A 15260-nucleotide genomic window follows, 5' to 3' on the forward strand; every position below is an offset into this window, starting at 1 on the left:
ATTCACTGCGTCGCCGCCTTCCTGCAACTCGAATTATTTTGGGTATAGATAATTACAGGGATATCCAATGAGTGAATTTCTGCCTTTCTCACGTCCTGCGATGGGACCAGAAGAAATCAACGCAGTGAGTGAAGTTTTGCAGTCTGGTTGGATAACAACTGGCCCTAAAAATCAGGCACTTGAACAGGCATTTTGCGAGTTAACCGGCAATAAGCATGCGATTGCGGTGAGCTCTGCAACGGCGGGTATGCATGTCGCATTGATGGCGCTGGGCATTGGGGCGGGCGATGAAGTGATCACGCCGTCGCTGACCTGGGTTTCCACCCTGAATATGATTGTATTGCTTGGTGGCGAACCGGTGATGATTGATGTTGACCGCGATACGTTGATGGTCACGGCGCAGGCGATTGAAGCCGCGATTACTCCCCGCACCCGCGCCATTATCCCGGTTCATTACGCCGGGGCGCCGGTGGATATCGACGCCATCCGTGCGGTGGGCGAACGCCACGGGATCCCTGTGATTGAAGATGCTGCGCACGCTGCGGGAACTCACTACAAAGGCAAACATGTTGGCGACAAGGGAACGGCGATTTTCTCCTTCCACGCCATCAAAAACATAACCTGCGCAGAAGGCGGGTTGATTGTTACCGATGATGAGCAACTGGCGAATAAAATGCGCAGCCTGAAGTTCCACGGCCTGGGCGTTGATGCGTTCGACCGCCAGACGCTGGGGCGTGCACCGCAGGCGGAAGTTATCTCGCCGGGCTACAAATACAACCTCGCGGATATTAATGCGGCCATTGCGTTGGTGCAGTTAAAAAAACTCGAACAAAACAACGCGCGCCGTACTGAAATAGCTGAACGTTATTTAAGTGAATTAGTGAATATGCCTTATTTACCGCTTATTCACCCGAGTTGGGCACATAAACATGCCTGGCATCTTTTTATTCTGCGCATAGATGAAACTCGCTGTGGAATTTCCCGTAATGAATTCATGGATGCTTTAAAAGCAAAAGGGATGGGGACAGGACTGCATTTCAGAGCCGCGCACACACAAAAATATTACCGCGAGCGTTATTCCACTCTTTCGTTGCCCGATACCGAATGGAATAGCGAACGTATTTGTTCCATTCCGTTATTCCCAACGATGACCGATGACGATGTGACTCGCGTAATTACCGCCTTACGTGAAGTAGCAGGAAAATAATATGACCAAACCAGAAGTAATCCGCAAAGTTTCTGTCGTGATCCCGGTTTATAACGAGCAGGAAAGTTTGCCCGAGCTTATCAGACGAACCACGGCTGCCTGCGAAACCCTGGGTAAAGATTACGAAATTCTGCTGGTGGATGACGGCAGCACGGATAACTCGGCAGAGATGTTGAGCGATGCTGCTGAAGCACCCGGCAGCCATGTTGTCGCGGTTTTACTCAACCGAAATTACGGCCAGCACAACGCCATTATGGCCGGTTTTAGCCATGTCACCGGGGATTTAATTGTCACCCTTGATGCGGATCTGCAAAACCCGCCGGAAGAGATCCCGCGCCTGGTCGCCAAAGCCGATGAAGGGTACGACGTGGTCGGCACCGTGCGCCAGAACCGCCAGGACACCTGGTTTCGCAAGCGCGCATCGCGTGTGATTAACCGTCTGATTCAAAGCACCACCGGTAAAGCGATGGGCGATTATGGCTGCATGTTGCGTGCTTATCGCCGCCACATTATCGACGCCATGCTGCATTGCCACGAACGCAGCACTTTTATTCCCATTCTCGCCAATACCTTCGCGCGTAAAGCGGTTGAGATCCCTGTGCATCACGCCGAGCGTGAGTTTGGTGAATCGAAATACAGCTTTATGCGCCTGATTAATTTGATGTACGACCTGGTCACCTGCCTGACGACCACGCCGCTGCGCATGCTCAGCGTGTTCGGCAGCATCATTGCGGTGCTGGGTTTTGCGCTTTCGGTATTGCTGGTGGTGTTACGTCTTGCCTTCGGGCCGCAATGGGCGGCGGAAGGGGTCTTCATGCTGTTTGCGGTGCTGTTTATGTTTATCGGTGCGCAGTTTGTCGGCATGGGCCTGTTAGGGGAATACATCGGCCGAATATATACCGATGTCCGTGCTCGCCCCCGTTACTTTATTCAGCGCGTCGTTAGCCGCGACTGTGTTTCAACTTCAGAGGAAAATCAGCAATGAAAGCTGTCGTATTTGCTTATCACGATATGGGGTGCGCCGGTGTTAATGCCCTGGTTGCTGCCGGTTATGACATCACGGCGATTTATACCCATCCAGACTCACCTGCTGAAAATCATTTCTTTGGCTCAGTGGCGCGAACGGCAGCGGAGCACGGTATTCCGGTTTACGCACCTGACGATGTGAATCACCCGCTGTGGGTGGATCGTATCAAGTCGGCGCAACCGGATGTGATTTTCTCTTTCTATTACCGCAACTTGCTAAACGATGAAATTTTAAATAGCGCCTCCGTTGGCGCATTTAACCTGCATGGCTCATTGTTACCTGCGTACCGTGGCCGCGCGCCGCTGAACTGGGCGCTAGTCAATGGTGAAACTGAAACAGGCGTCACGCTGCATCGTATGGTCAGCCGTGCTGATGCCGGAGCGATTGTGGCGCAGCATCCCGTAGCGATTGCGGCGACGGATACGGCGTTAACGCTGCACCATAAATTGACGGAAGCGGCGTCTGACCTGTTGGACGATATGCTGCCGGTTATCAAAACCGGGCATTTCCCGCAGGTTGAACAAGACCACAGCAAAGCGACGGTTTTTGGCCGCCGCACGCCACAGGACGGTTGCATTAACTGGCAATCGACCGCTCGCGAAATCAATAACCTGGTACGTGCGGTGACCGATCCATGGCCGGGTGCTTTTGGCTACGTGGGTGGCAGCAAGTTTATTGTCTGGAAATCGCGTGTGCTGGAAGGTTTGCAGGCAGCGAAAGCGGGAACCGTGTTATCAACCAGCCCATTGGTGATTGCGACCGGCGGCGGGGCGCTGGAAATCGTGACCGGGCAAACTGAAAACGGCGTCTACATGCAGGGCTCGCAACTGGCTCAAAGTCTCGGTTTAGTCGCCGGGGCATTGCTGTGCAGCAAGCCGGTGTCGGCTATTAAACGCCGCACGCGCGTGTTGATTCTTGGGGTGAACGGTTTTATCGGCAACCACCTGACCGAGCGTCTGTTGCAGGACGATAACTTCGAAGTGTATGGCCTGGATATCGGCTCTGATGCTATTAGCCGTTTCCTCGGTAATGAGCGTTTCCACTTTGTGGAAGGTGACATCAGTATTCATTCCGAGTGGATTGAATATCATATTAAAAAATGTGATGTGGTTCTGCCGCTGGTGGCGATTGCCACGCCGATTGAATACACCCGTAACCCTTTGCGCGTATTTGAGCTGGATTTTGAAGAGAACCTGAAAATTATTCGTGACTGTGTGAAATACCAGAAGCGCATTATTTTCCCGTCCACTTCAGAAGTGTATGGCATGTGCAGCGACAAAATGTTCGATGAAGATAACTCGAACCTGATCGTTGGCCCGATTAACAAACAGCGCTGGATTTACTCGGTATCCAAGCAATTGCTCGACCGTGTGATCTGGGCTTATGGCGAGAAAGAAGGTTTACGTTTCACGCTGTTCCGTCCGTTTAACTGGATGGGACCGCGCCTGGATAACCTGAATGCCGCCCGTATCGGCAGCTCGCGCGCGATTACTCAACTGATCCTTAACCTGGTGGAAGGTTCGCCGATTAAGCTGATTGATGGTGGGCGTCAAAAGCGTTGTTTCACCGATATTAGCGACGGTATCGAAGCGTTGTTCCGCATTATTGAGAACAAAGACGCTAACTGCGACGGGCAAATCATCAATATTGGCAACCCGGATAACGAAGCGAGCATTAAAGAATTGGCTGAAATGCTGCTGGTGAGTTTTGAAAAACATCCGCTGCGTAACCATTTCCCTCCGTTTGCCGGTTTCCGCGAAGTGGAAAGCAGCACCTATTATGGTAAAGGTTATCAGGACGTGGAGCACCGCAAGCCGAGCATTCGTAATGCGCATCGCTTACTGAACTGGACGCCAACGGTGGAGATGGAAAAAACCGTTGACGAGACCCTGGATTTCTTCCTTAAAACTGTTGAACTGACGGAACCTCAGGCATGAGAAAAGTTGGCCTGCGCATTGATGTAGATACATGGCGGGGCACCCAACAAGGGGTTCCTCATCTTCTCGAAATCTTAAGTTTGCACGGTATTCAGGCCACATTTTTCTTCAGTGTTGGGCCGGATAACATGGGCCGCCATTTGTGGCGGCTGGTGAAACCGCAATTCCTGTGGAAGATGCTGCGCTCCAAAGCGGCATCGCTCTATGGTTGGGATATTTTATTGGCGGGAACCGCATGGCCGGGCCGGAAAATCGGCGAAGGCAATGCGGAGATCATTTCCGCTGCGGCGGATCATCATGAAGTCGGCCTGCACGCGTGGGATCACTTCGCCTGGCAAACCTGGGCAGGTGTCTGGGACCACAACCATCTCGATAAGCAAATTCGGCTTGGGATGGAGGCGTTGAGCCAGATTATCGAACAACCGGTGGCTTGCTCTGCGGTTGCGGGCTGGCGTGCTGACCAGCGTGTGGTACGGGCAAAAGAGTCTTTCGGTTTTAGCTATAACAGTGACTGCCGTGGCACCACGCCGTTTCGTCCGCTGTTACCCGATGGCAGCAGCGGGACGGTACAAATTCCGGTGACGCTCCCCACCTGGGATGAAGTGATTGGGAAAGGCGTCAGTCGCGAAGGGTATAACCGTTTTATTCTTGACCGCATCAAACAAGACGCCGGGACGCCGGTGTACACCATCCACGCTGAGGTGGAAGGGATCGTGATGCAAAACGATTTTAACGAATTGCTGGCCATGGCGGCGCTTGAAGGGATTGAATTTTGCCCATTGAGCGAGCTGTTACCGCAGGATTTAACCACGCTGCCGTTGGGTAAAATCGTACGTGGTGTTATCCCCGGGCGGGAGGGGTGGTTGGGGTGCCAGCAAATTATTTTGGGTATGAACTGATGAAGTCAGCAAAACCTGTATTTATCCTGGCGGTGTTTTTTGCTCTGTTTTACCTGTTACCCATCGAGTTCCGTGCCCTCTGGCAACCGGATGAAACGCGTTATGCGGAAATCAGTCGCGAAATGCTGGCGGCGGGTAACTGGATAATCCCGCATTTTCTGGATGTGCGTTATTTCGAAAAACCGGTCGCCGGGTACTGGATCAATAACCTCAGCCAGTTGATCTTCGGCCATACCAACTTTGCGGTGCGGTTTGGTTCGGTGTTTTCGGTAACGCTCAGTGCGTTGTTGGTTTCCTGGCTGGCGTTTCGCTTGTGGCTTGATACACGTGTCGCGGTGCTCTCAGGTGTGATTTTTCTGACCTGCCTGCTGGTTTACGGCGTCGGCACTTACGCCGTTCTCGACCCGATGATCACCCTGTGGCTGGTGGCGGCCATGTGCAGCTTCTGGCTGGCGGCCAATGCACAAACCACGGCGGGTAAGGTGGGCGGTTATCTGCTGCTGGGTGTTGCTTGCGGCATGGGCGTCATGACCAAAGGTTTTCTGGCGCTAGCGGTGCCGGTGCTGGGCGTGTTGCCGTGGGTGATTGCGCAAAAACGCTGGAAAGAAGTGTTGTTGTTTGGGCCGCTGGCCATCATCAGCGCCACGCTGATAACGTTGCCGTGGGCGCTGGCTATCGCTAAAGCGGAGCCGACTTTCTGGCACTACTTCTTTTGGGTTGAGCACATTCAGCGTTTCGCTGAAAAAGACGCCCAGCATAAAGCCCCATTCTGGTATTACATTCCCTTCCTGATTGCCGGATGTTTGCCGTGGGTGGCGTTATTACCGGGCGCTTTAAAACGCAGTTGGCAGGTGCGCAAACGTGAAAGCGGCTCGATCTATTTGCTGGGCTGGGTCGTGATGCCTTTACTGTTTTTCAGTATCGCAAAAGGCAAATTACCGACCTACATTCTGCCGTGTTTTGCCCCGCTGGCGATTCTTTTGGCCCGTCATGCTACGCAATTACTGGCGACATCTCGCACGCTGAAAATTAACGGTTGGATTAACGTCATTTTTGGCACCCTATGTAGCCTCGTCGTGCTGGTGGTGTTGGCTCCGTGGGGGGGGGCAAAACATCCCGTGTATGCCAGCCAGGAAGTGTTGAAAGTGGTTCAGGCTACGGTGGCATTTGCGGTGTGGGCGTTGGTGGGGTTCATCACCACACGCAATAACGCCCGGCACTGGCAGTGGGCGGCAATTTGCCCGCTGGGTATTGCGTTGTTAGTCGGCGGTGTTATTCCCGCTAAGGTTATCGACTCCAAGCACCCGCAGGCATTTATCAATGTGGTTCGCCCGCAGCTGGAGAGCAGCCGTTATATTCTTGCCGACAGCGTAGGCGTTGGTGCAGGTGTTGCCTGGGAGTTAAAACGTGATGATATTACGCTTTATGCCAAACCCGGCGAGCTGGATTATGGCCTGAAGAATTTTGCTGATGCGAAAGATAACTTTGTCTCGCGTGAAGATTTTGCGCACTGGCTCGCGGTTCATCGTAAAGAAGGGAATGTGTCGCTGGTGATGCTGATGTCCAAAGACACATTGCCTGAAGACCATGACGTCCCCACGCCGGATAACCTTTATCGCAAAGGGCGCTTTGTGCTCTTCTTCTACGAAAAAACGCCATGAGTTATCTGCTAATCGTATTGGCCAGTTTATTGAGTTGTGGTGGTCAGCTTTGCCAGAAACAGGCCACCTGGCGGCCTGGTCGTCGCCACTTGCTCTGCTGGCTGGCATTGAGCGTTTTACTGCTCGGCTGCGCGATGTTGCTGTGGTTGTTAGTGTTACAACGCATTCCGGTCAGCGTGGCTTACCCGATGTTGAGCCTGAATTTTATCTTTATTACCTTTGCCGCACGTTTCATCTGGCATGAGCCTGTTTCAGTGCGCCACTGGCTCGGTGTAGTGCTGATTATTGCAGGTATTTCTATTCTCGGGGGTGCCACCTGATGGGCTACTTCTGGGCAATGATGAGCGTGCTGTTAGTCAGTTGTGCGCAGCTGATCATGAAATGGGCGATGGTGGAACTGCCTCTGGTTAACCAGCCGCATGAGCTAGTCACAGCCGTTTTGTCGCTCACCCCTGGGGCTGTGGCGCTGTTAACAGGATTGTGCGCTTACGCCTGTTCGATGGGATGCTGGTTTTTGGCGCTGCGCAAAATTGCGCTGAGTAAAGCCTATCCGCTGCTGAGTTTAAGCTATGTGCTGGTGTGGGCTGCCGCTATCTGGCTGCCGTGGCTGCATGAAGGTTTTAGCGTCGGGAAATTGGCCGGGGTGGGGGTGATTTTTATTGGCTTGTTGTTGGTGTGTATTCCCGACAGGAAACGTTAAATTTACTGCTATCCCCCACACTCCCGTCATTAAGAACAGCAGGGTTAAAGATAAACGCAGAGGCCGGTCGAAAGACCGGCCTCTGCGTATGGGCAAAATTAATCACCCAGCCTGCGAGTTTAATCAGGCACTGGTGGCGGGTTTCTGCTCTGTTTTAACCTGAGCGTTTGCCAGCATTCTGCGCACCGGAATAATCAAAATGAACAGCACCGCGGCGCAAATCAGAAGCGCAATGGAACAACGTGCGAACAGGTTCGGCAGCATATCCAACTGGTCGGCTTTAACGTGCCCGCCAATCAGACCCGCAGCCAGGTTGCCCAGCGCACTGGCGCAGAACCAAAGTCCCATCATTTGGCCACGCATTCTTTCCGGTGCCAGCAGCGTCATGGTTGCCAGACCAATCGGGCTGAGGCACAACTCGCCCAGTGTCAGCATCAGGATGCTTCCCACCAGCCACAAAGGTGATACGCCCGCGCCGCCGTTATTGAGCACATCTTGCGCGGCCAACATCATGATGCCGAAGCCTGCCGCCGCACACAGAATACCGATAACAAATTTGGTGATGCTACCCGGACGCACATTGTTGCGTGCCAGCGCGGGCCATGCCCAGCTAAACACCGGTGCCAGTATAATGATAAACAACGCGTTGATTGACTGGAACCACACGGCGGGGATCTCAAAGTCGCCAATCATGCGGTTGGTATAGTCATTTGCGAAGAGGTTAAACGAAGTCGGTTTTTGCTCAAACGCTGACCAGAAGAAGGCGGCGGAAACCAGCAAAATAAAGCAAACCAGCAGTCGGGCACGCTCTTTTCTGTTCAGGCCAGCAAAGACGAAAAGATAGATAAAGTAGAGCGCAACCGAGGCGGCAATCACATACACCAGCATGCTGGCAACGGCGACAGGATTAATCACGATAACACCCTGTGCAATCAGCGTAACGAGAATCGCCACACCCACCGCCAGCACCAGCAACCAGGCTCCGACACCGTTTTTCTTCGCCACCGGATTGTTCCAGGTTGAGTCCAGGCCCACTTCGCTGTCGTGACGTTTCATCGCCGGAACGGCATACAGGCGGAAAATAATCAGCGCCACCAACATACCGATACCGCCAATACCAAAGCCCCAATGCCAGCCGTGCGTTTTTATCAGCCAGCCGGAAATCAGCGGGGCGATAAACGAACCCATGTTAATGCCCATGTAAAACAGTGAAAAACCACCGTCACGACGCGCATCGCCTTTCTTATAAAGCGTACCCACCATCACCGAGATACAGGTCTTAAACAGGCCAGAACCCAGCACGATAAACATCAGGCCGATGAAGAACAGGTTGTTGCCCATAAATGCAGACAAGGCAATCGACAAATGTCCGAGGGCGATGAGAATCGAGCCATACCAGACGGCTCTTTGTTGCCCAAGCCAGTTATCCGCAAGCCACCCACCCGGCAATGCGGCGAGGTACATGCAACCGGCAAAGATGCCGACGATGGCCGAGGCGTTTTCGCGTGCCAGCCCCATGCCACCGTCATAAACCGTTGCCGCCATAAACAAAATCAGTAACGGGCGGATGCCGTAAAACGAAAAGCGTTCCCACATTTCTGTGAAGAATAATGAGCCTAGCGGATAAGGATGGCCGAAAAACGTTCGGCTCTCGTTTTGGTTTGCAGAGGAATGCATAAAATCTCCAGAAAAGGTCTGTAATACATACTTGTGAAGACCGAAATGGCGACGGCTATCTGGCAGGCCGCTCTTTAACATTTCATCAACAATATTGGGTCACCGGATACTAGTGTTGTCTGGTGCGAAGTGCAGGACTTTAAGATGAAAAGTCGACAATTGTCTACTTTTACAGATTTTCTGGCGTTACGAAGCGCACAACAATTGACATTAATGCGACGAGATCATCTTAGTGCGGAGGATGTCTCTGTATTCACCAGAAATAAAAAAGATCGCCTGAAGAGGCGATCTTTTTTGCTAATTGGGCAAAATGTCCAGGACTGTTTCTGAGGGGCGACATAGCCGGGTTGCTATGGGAGTGACAACAATCGGGCGGTTAATCAGAATCGGATGCTGCAACATGAAGTCAATGATCTGATCGTCGGTGAATGATCCTTCCGCCAGTTTTAATTGCTCATAAGGCTCTACATTTTTGCGTAACAGCGCCTGCACTGTGATGCCCATATCCGCGATCAATTTGACCAGTTCCTCGCGTGAAGGGGGTGTTTCCAGATACAAAATAACGTTGGGTTCAGTGCCCGTGTTGCGAATGAACTCCAGCACGTTGCGCGAGGTTCCACATGCCGGGTTGTGATAGATAGTGATATTGCTCATTGTAGATTCTCATTAGAGGGTGAAAGTCAGGCGCAGTGCCAGGGCGAATACCTAATCCTCTGGGTTGCCAGACTCTCAGAAAGAGAGTGAGCAAGAAAAAAGCGCCAGCCAGTAACATCATAAACTCCATTCATATTTGTTCAGCTGAATGTGTTCTGTTGTTTTTAAACATGATGTTACTGACGCGCGGCGCAGTTTGCTATGGGTAATGTCAGGTCAGTCGAACACGCCATTGATAATGGATGTCACGATGGCGGGAAAAGCGTAATAAGCAACAAACCGCCCTTAGGCGGTTTGGATTGTACTCCTGCAATTACCTTACTGGATCTATGACCTCTGGGTCTTCAGGGTCAAGAGGATCGATAACATCCGGGATATCGGGAATGGTGTCTCCAGGCAGGGGTTCATCAACCGGAACGGGATCGACCAAATCAGGACGTTCAGACATATGACCTCCAACGACGAAATAAGAAGCTAACAAATCAAACCAGAATTATTTTTGGTTTTGTTTAGGCTTTTTCTCGTCATTTTTAGGAGCTTTATCTGGGTTTTTTGGCTGATCTTTAGAGACGTTCATTATTAAAAATTTCATTAGTCACTCCGGTTCTGGTAAACAGCGTATTGCTGTTATTACAGTATAGTTTTGTTTAATGTTAATGCGAGCGAGGCGGTATTTATATTCAATGTGTTTTCCTTGATTTTACTTTCATTTCAACAAACTAAAAACTTTAAAAAAATCAATTTATTTTTTATTGAGAATATTCCATTCTTGAATTTTAAGGTATGACATTTTATGTCGATTGCACAAAGAGAAAATAGTAGAGGTGGATATTATTTGGTCATAGAAATAGTTTGACTCAAATAACAAATTATTTATCCTTGTGTTTTGTCATAAATTAGCGTCCTGAATTATTATCTGCATCTGGATTAACGGTGGACTCGGCGATAGTGCTTAATTTACTGTCTGCGGCTTTCTCTTCTTCAAGCGTTTCGCCCAATAATTGTTTTGCTGCGCTATAACCCAATTGGTGAGCAAGAGTACACAACGTGCCGTAAGCTGCGATTTCATAATGTTCAACTTTTTGAGCCGCAGCAATCAGTCCTGCATCCCGGACCGGCCCTTCATTTATGCTTTCTATGATCTCAGCGCCTTCCTCAACGAGTCCTTCCATAGCCACGCATTTGATCCGTGCAAGCTTAAGACCTTCAATACTTTCCACGACTGCATCGATGCGTTCTATCTGGCCGCGCGTCTCCTCAAGATGGCTGCGGAATGCCTCTTCAAGAGAGGGATCGTGTGCCGCTCGGGCAAGTTTCGGTAATGCACGAATGAGTTGCTTTTCAGCACTATAAGTATCTGACAGCAAATGTTTAAATAATTCTTCAAGCGTTTTGATTTGCATAGCTATTGTTCCGTAGTCGACTTGAGTGGGGCCTGTCAGACCGTTATTGCGGCGACAGGCCAGGAAGGTAAGTAGGGACTGGTTCTTAAAGTGGTCGTTCATCGGCCAGAACTTTGCGCGGTTGATGCCTGTAACCCAGCATCCCCATAGCACCCGCAAGTACAGCCTCGACAATCAACATGAAAAAGCTAAACCAGCTGGCTTTAGCAGTGGCGGCTGCGGCTTTTTCGCCAGCCTCACGGGCTTTTTGTTCAGCCTGTTTTTTCAGCTCTTCATATTTAGCACGTGCAGCCTGATAATTTTTCTCTGCCTGAGCGACGATTTGCTCGGCTTCTGCGTCACTTTTACCGGTTCGCGCGACGATAATATTTTTCAGCGCATCACGGTCGGCGGCTTCAAACGTTGCGCTGTTTCTCTCTGCAAGTCCTTTCAGGAATTGGGTGATGTCACCGCCCTGAGCCATCTGACTCTGCGCATTATTGCCCTCGGTTGCTGCCTGTTGTTGTAACGCGCCAGGCTGTAACTCGGGTTTGTTGGTCTGGCGTAGGGTTGTTTCCAGTTGGTTCTGTAAATCACCAAGCTTGAGACCACTGTCGCTGAGTTTCTCTTTCGCCACCTGCGTGATTGAAGGGGCGACGGCGGAAACTCCGCTCCCCAGTGCTTGCAAGCCAGTACCGGCCGCACTCATAGCTCCCGTCACCGCACTGTTTGCGATCATCATTAAAAAAGCAGTGCAGATCAGCGTGTTAACACCAAACATTAATACGCCATGCACGGCTCCATCACGAAAAGCGTAACGACCGCTCGCATAACCGCCAGCAGCAATCGCGATAAGCATGCTCAGGCCGGTCCAGATTGCGGCACCGGTTGCAATACCCTCCAGAGGGTCTTGTTCTTTAAGGGGATCGATAGTGCTGGCACCAATGGCGGTACCAAGAATGGCCAGTAATAAATAAACCACCATTGAAATAACCACACCGGCAAAAATAGCACTCCAGGAAATACGTTTTAAAGGTAAGTCATTAACTTTTCTGTAGGTTGAGTCGTAATGCCGTTCTTCAGGAACGTGGTAATTTGTCATTTTAACTCTCCAACGTTTTCAGAGAAATAAAGGATACTCAAGGTTAAATAATGGTTTTCACAACCTAAACGTAAGTCTTAAGAATAGTCTGCGAATGAAGTGAGGTGTTTAAATATTTCCAGTTATGACTTTAAAATATCTAAAAAAGAGAGGGGGGAGATGATGCTAAGTGTCGCTTTTAAATAATTATGGCTATGAATCAACACTTCACTGATTAAGCGAAGCGTTAATTCATAGCCTGAGAAAATAAAAAACAGGCTAAATGGAAACGAGGTTGTGAGAAAGAAGAATGCGAAATTATAACCCCCTGTTAAATATCGTCCGTTGTATGGTCAACAACGATTTCCAGGGTCTTACGTACGATATCAATGGTCACGACATCATCCGTGGATTCAATGGCCTCAATTAACCGTTGAATAATGGCTTTATTAGTAAGATGTCCATCAGTAGCAAGAATACTGCGTATTACCGCTCCGAGTAATACAGCCTCATCAGCCAGCATGTCGCCAGCATTACGGAAATATGCAGTCAGTGCAGTGTTTGGCAGCGTGGCATAAATTTCTGATTTATGAAGCGTTATCTGGGTCATTTACTTCACCATTATTAGGTTATGAGTTAATAAAGGCAGTCAGTGTTTTTTACTGCTACCAGGTACCGGACTTTTGTCAAACAACGAATAGATATTGTTACTTTGCTCAATCTGGCCGTCCCTGTCCCCATCGTTTTGCGCAGGAATCAAAGCACGTCGCGAGAGACCCAGGCGGTGGTTGCTGATATCTGCAATCACATCGGCTATGACATCACGTCGTTGATCATCTCTTTCTGTCGCTTCCATTATTTGCAGCCTTTCTACTAACGATCGGGTGCTTATGGCTCCGTTATCGTAAAGGATTGATAAAACTGCTTCTCCGATCAGCTGATCGGTTAATTTCTCTCTTTTACTTCTATTCATAACTGCGTCTCTGCTTGCCAGCGTGGTTCGTTTCCGAAACGTGGCATGAAATCAGCTATCTCATGCAGGAGGTGAGCTGAAGGTTGCCAGGCTTTCCGATATAGCCTGAAATAATACTCCCGAAAATGTTTACTTATAAACCCGTAATTTGTGCTTGTTTACCGTTTGAACCTAACGATCAAAAAGCAGGCCAATTAACGTGTGGTAGTGGCTCTCTTCTTCCGGACCTGACGCGTGTTCAACTCGACGCAACAATTTTGTACAGATTGATTTGCGATTCAAACTGCGCCCGTCACTGAGGATTTCAACGACTATTTGCCCCAGAGTTTCTTGTTGGGAAGGCAAAGCTGCCTTTGAGAAATAGCGTGTGATGGCGTTAGCCGCATCGGGAACGGTGTTGTTCTGTTGCATTAGTCACTCCTGTAAACATGCAGTCATCAGTAAATGTACAAATAAAGTTATACAAATATTAAAAATCTGTACATAGAAAAACGTAAAGAATTGTCTTAAATTCTTAAACATTAAATGCTATATGTTTAATTTCAGTTGCTTAGGCTGCTAATTTTTTTATGGAGTTAGAAAATTATGTACAGATATAGTGTTTTTTGCACATAGTCACGATGCGAAATCGGTTTGCATGGCTGTACGAGTGTTTGTTTTTTGTTAATAAGTTATTAATATTAATGTATTTTTAGTGTGGGATTTGGTTATTCATCTGCTACTGTAAACACTTAAATCGCCTCCAATTGGACACTGAATGCTCACTACCATCATTTACCGCAGTCATATCTGTAAGAACGTACCCTTTACCTCGGTCATGGATATGGTTGCCGTCGCCAATGTTAAAAATGCACAGGCCGATGTGACAGGCATACTGCTGTTTAACGGCACACACTTCTTTCAGCTGATTGAAGGCCCGGAAGCGAGTGTTTTGAACATCTACCAGCATATTTGTCAGGACGAGCGCCACCACAACATCGTGGAGCTGCTGTGTGACTACGCCCCAGCGCGACGGTTTGGCAAAACCGGTATGGAACTCTTTGATTTAAGAGAATATGAAGGGCATGAAGTCCTGCAAGCGGTACTCGATAAAGGGACAACCAAGTATCAGCTTATTTATAACGATCGGGCGCTTAAATTTTTGCGTACATTCGTTGAGGCGACTGAAAAAGAAAACTATTTTGAAATTCCGCCAGCGGACTCCTGGGTCTTTGTTACGGATGACAAAAAACTCAGCCACACGAGCGTTCATTCAGGGGCTGTGGTTCCTGAAAACGCCGCAGATTGTCGCTTCGCATTCCAGCCAATGGTTGACCCTTTTGCCCAGAAAATTTTGTCTACTGAAGCTTTGCTACGCACTCCCGGCGGCGATTCTCCAGCCAGCTATTTTGCCGGGCTTACCGGTAACGCGCTGTACGAAGCCGACCTGAATAGCAAAAAAGTGGCCTTTGCGATGGCGAGTGCGCTCAAGCTTGGCGAGCACTCTGTTTCGGTTAACCTGTTCCCCATGACACTGGTGATGGTCCCCGATGCAGTAGATTTTTTGCTCAGGGAAATTCAGCTAAATGGACTGGTCCCGGAACAGGTAACGGTAGAGTTCACTGAGAGCGAGGTGATTTCGCGCATTGATGAATTTACCGGTGCCATCAGGCAACTGAAAGCTGCGGGAATTAGCGTCGCAATAGACCATTTTGGGGCCGGTTTTGGCGGCCTTTTGTTACTGGCTCAGTTTCAGCCAGACAGAATTAAAATTAACCGCGAACTGATTAAGAATGTTCATAAAAGTGGCCCGCGTCAGGCCATCATTCAGGCGATTATTAAGTGCTGTGCCTCGCTGGAAATCTCCATTTCAGCGGTGGGAGTGGAGAAGGCCGAGGAGTGGATGTGGCTGGAATCAGCCGGAATCACGCAGTTCCAGGGGAACTTATTTGCCAGCGCTTGTCTGAACGGAATATCCGCTGTGGCCTGGCCTGAAAGGAAAGCAGATCTCTGAATCAGGTTGTACAATGAAAAAAATAAGTTGTACAAGCCGCACGGAGTCGTTAGTTTCGACATGGAAGTG

The 15260-nt window shown here is 49.7% G+C and carries 15 protein-coding genes and 1 pseudogene; 8 read left to right on the top strand and 8 right to left on the bottom strand.

Features of this window, described 5'->3' with window-relative positions; translation table 11 throughout:
* Positions 1-67: 67 nt before the first annotated feature.
* The 7 genes from arnB to arnF are packed head-to-tail and all read left to right on the top strand — an operon-like array spanning position 68 to position 7431.
* A complete protein-coding gene (arnB, locus tag DY231_RS10710) occupies positions 68-1207 on the top strand; it encodes a UDP-4-amino-4-deoxy-L-arabinose aminotransferase (protein WP_115628345.1) in 1140 nt (379 codons plus the stop codon).
* A 1-nt stretch (position 1208) separates the two neighbouring features.
* Entirely contained in the window at positions 1209-2192 is a 984-nt protein-coding gene (arnC, locus tag DY231_RS10715; RefSeq protein WP_115628346.1) for an undecaprenyl-phosphate 4-deoxy-4-formamido-L-arabinose transferase, read from the top strand.
* Entirely contained in the window at positions 2189-4171 is a 1983-nt protein-coding gene (gene arnA, locus DY231_RS10720) for a bifunctional UDP-4-amino-4-deoxy-L-arabinose formyltransferase/UDP-glucuronic acid oxidase ArnA (RefSeq protein ID WP_115628347.1), read from the top strand. The genes arnC and arnA overlap by 4 nt, the downstream gene beginning before the upstream one ends.
* Positions 4168-5070, top strand: a complete 903-nt coding sequence (gene arnD, locus DY231_RS10725) for a 4-deoxy-4-formamido-L-arabinose-phosphoundecaprenol deformylase (protein ID WP_115628348.1) — start codon at positions 4168-4170, stop codon at positions 5068-5070. The genes arnA and arnD overlap by 4 nt, the downstream gene beginning before the upstream one ends.
* Positions 5070-6731, top strand: a complete 1662-nt coding sequence (gene arnT, locus DY231_RS10730) for a lipid IV(A) 4-amino-4-deoxy-L-arabinosyltransferase (RefSeq protein WP_115628349.1) — start codon at positions 5070-5072, stop codon at positions 6729-6731. The genes arnD and arnT overlap by 1 nt, the downstream gene beginning before the upstream one ends.
* Positions 6728-7051: a 4-amino-4-deoxy-L-arabinose-phosphoundecaprenol flippase subunit ArnE gene (gene arnE / locus DY231_RS10735; protein WP_115628350.1), complete on the top strand. Its 324-nt coding sequence runs from the start codon at positions 6728-6730 to the stop codon at positions 7049-7051. The genes arnT and arnE overlap by 4 nt, the downstream gene beginning before the upstream one ends.
* A complete protein-coding gene (gene arnF, locus DY231_RS10740; RefSeq protein ID WP_172588679.1) occupies positions 7051-7431 on the top strand; it encodes a 4-amino-4-deoxy-L-arabinose-phosphoundecaprenol flippase subunit ArnF in 381 nt (126 codons plus the stop codon). Before arnE ends, arnF begins: the two co-directional genes overlap by 1 nt.
* A gap of 123 nt (positions 7432-7554) precedes the next feature.
* Here the strand turns inward: arnF and DY231_RS10745 are convergent, their stop codons facing one another.
* The 8 genes and pseudogenes from DY231_RS10745 to ycgZ form a co-directional block, all read right to left on the bottom strand.
* Positions 7555-9108, bottom strand: a complete 1554-nt coding sequence (locus DY231_RS10745) for a peptide MFS transporter (RefSeq protein WP_115628352.1) — start codon at positions 9106-9108, stop codon at positions 7555-7557.
* Positions 9109-9408: 300 nt separating this feature from the next.
* Positions 9409-9762, bottom strand: a pseudogene (gene arsC, locus DY231_RS10750) (arsenate reductase (glutaredoxin)); the annotation flags it as partial.
* 313 nt (positions 9763-10075) lie between these two features.
* Positions 10076-10210, bottom strand: a complete 135-nt coding sequence (locus DY231_RS25405) for a hypothetical protein (RefSeq protein WP_256682660.1) — start codon at positions 10208-10210, stop codon at positions 10076-10078.
* A 448-nt stretch (positions 10211-10658) separates the two neighbouring features.
* The gene (locus DY231_RS10755; protein ID WP_115628354.1) at positions 10659-11165 is read right to left on the bottom strand and encodes a YciE/YciF ferroxidase family protein; all 507 of its coding nucleotides are present in this window, start codon (positions 11163-11165) and stop codon (positions 10659-10661) included.
* 85 nt (positions 11166-11250) lie between these two features.
* Complete coding sequence (locus DY231_RS10760; protein WP_115628355.1) at positions 11251-12246, bottom strand: hypothetical protein; 996 nt, start codon at positions 12244-12246, stop codon at positions 11251-11253.
* Between the two features lie 310 nt (positions 12247-12556).
* On the bottom strand, positions 12557-12835 hold the full coding sequence (locus DY231_RS10765) for a biofilm development regulator YmgB/AriR family protein (protein ID WP_034495815.1): 279 nt from the start codon (positions 12833-12835) through the stop codon (positions 12557-12559).
* Between the two features lie 39 nt (positions 12836-12874).
* Positions 12875-13198 carry a hypothetical protein gene (locus tag DY231_RS10770; protein ID WP_115628356.1) on the bottom strand — a complete coding sequence of 108 codons (324 nt, stop codon included), beginning with the start codon at positions 13196-13198 and terminating at the stop codon, positions 12875-12877.
* Between the two features lie 171 nt (positions 13199-13369).
* On the bottom strand, positions 13370-13609 hold the full coding sequence (gene ycgZ / locus DY231_RS10775) for a regulatory protein YcgZ (RefSeq protein WP_115628357.1): 240 nt from the start codon (positions 13607-13609) through the stop codon (positions 13370-13372).
* 346 nt (positions 13610-13955) lie between these two features.
* On the opposite strand from ycgZ, the gene DY231_RS10780 reads away from it, so the two are divergent.
* Positions 13956-15191 carry a diguanylate phosphodiesterase gene (locus DY231_RS10780; protein ID WP_115628358.1) on the top strand — a complete coding sequence of 412 codons (1236 nt, stop codon included), beginning with the start codon at positions 13956-13958 and terminating at the stop codon, positions 15189-15191.
* Positions 15192-15260: the final 69 nt, after the last annotated feature.

Source organism: Buttiauxella agrestis (genome assembly GCF_900446255.1).
Lineage (GTDB): Bacteria > Pseudomonadota > Gammaproteobacteria > Enterobacterales > Enterobacteriaceae > Buttiauxella > Buttiauxella agrestis.

Bases quoted from the DNA above. Each gene is read 5' to 3' on its own strand.
- arnB (WP_115628345.1), top strand. From the start codon at position 68: ATGAGTGAATTTCTGCCTTTCTCACGTCCTGCGATGGGACCAGAAGAA.
- arnC (WP_115628346.1), top strand. From the start codon at position 1,209: ATGACCAAACCAGAAGTAATCCGCAAAGTTTCTGTCGTGATCCCGGTT.
- arnA (WP_115628347.1), top strand. From the start codon at position 2,189: ATGAAAGCTGTCGTATTTGCTTATCACGATATGGGGTGCGCCGGTGTT.
- arnD (WP_115628348.1), top strand. From the start codon at position 4,168: ATGAGAAAAGTTGGCCTGCGCATTGATGTAGATACATGGCGGGGCACC.
- arnT (WP_115628349.1), top strand. From the start codon at position 5,070: ATGAAGTCAGCAAAACCTGTATTTATCCTGGCGGTGTTTTTTGCTCTG.
- arnE (WP_115628350.1), top strand. From the start codon at position 6,728: ATGAGTTATCTGCTAATCGTATTGGCCAGTTTATTGAGTTGTGGTGGT.
- arnF (WP_172588679.1), top strand. From the start codon at position 7,051: ATGGGCTACTTCTGGGCAATGATGAGCGTGCTGTTAGTCAGTTGTGCG.
- DY231_RS10745 (WP_115628352.1), bottom strand. From the start codon at position 9,108: ATGCATTCCTCTGCAAACCAAAACGAGAGCCGAACGTTTTTCGGCCAT.
- DY231_RS25405 (WP_256682660.1), bottom strand. From the start codon at position 10,210: ATGTCTGAACGTCCTGATTTGGTCGATCCCGTTCCGGTTGATGAACCC.
- DY231_RS10755 (WP_115628354.1), bottom strand. From the start codon at position 11,165: ATGCAAATCAAAACGCTTGAAGAATTATTTAAACATTTGCTGTCAGAT.
- DY231_RS10760 (WP_115628355.1), bottom strand. From the start codon at position 12,246: ATGACAAATTACCACGTTCCTGAAGAACGGCATTACGACTCAACCTAC.
- DY231_RS10765 (WP_034495815.1), bottom strand. From the start codon at position 12,835: ATGACCCAGATAACGCTTCATAAATCAGAAATTTATGCCACGCTGCCA.
- DY231_RS10770 (WP_115628356.1), bottom strand. From the start codon at position 13,198: ATGAATAGAAGTAAAAGAGAGAAATTAACCGATCAGCTGATCGGAGAA.
- ycgZ (WP_115628357.1), bottom strand. From the start codon at position 13,609: ATGCAACAGAACAACACCGTTCCCGATGCGGCTAACGCCATCACACGC.
- DY231_RS10780 (WP_115628358.1), top strand. From the start codon at position 13,956: ATGCTCACTACCATCATTTACCGCAGTCATATCTGTAAGAACGTACCC.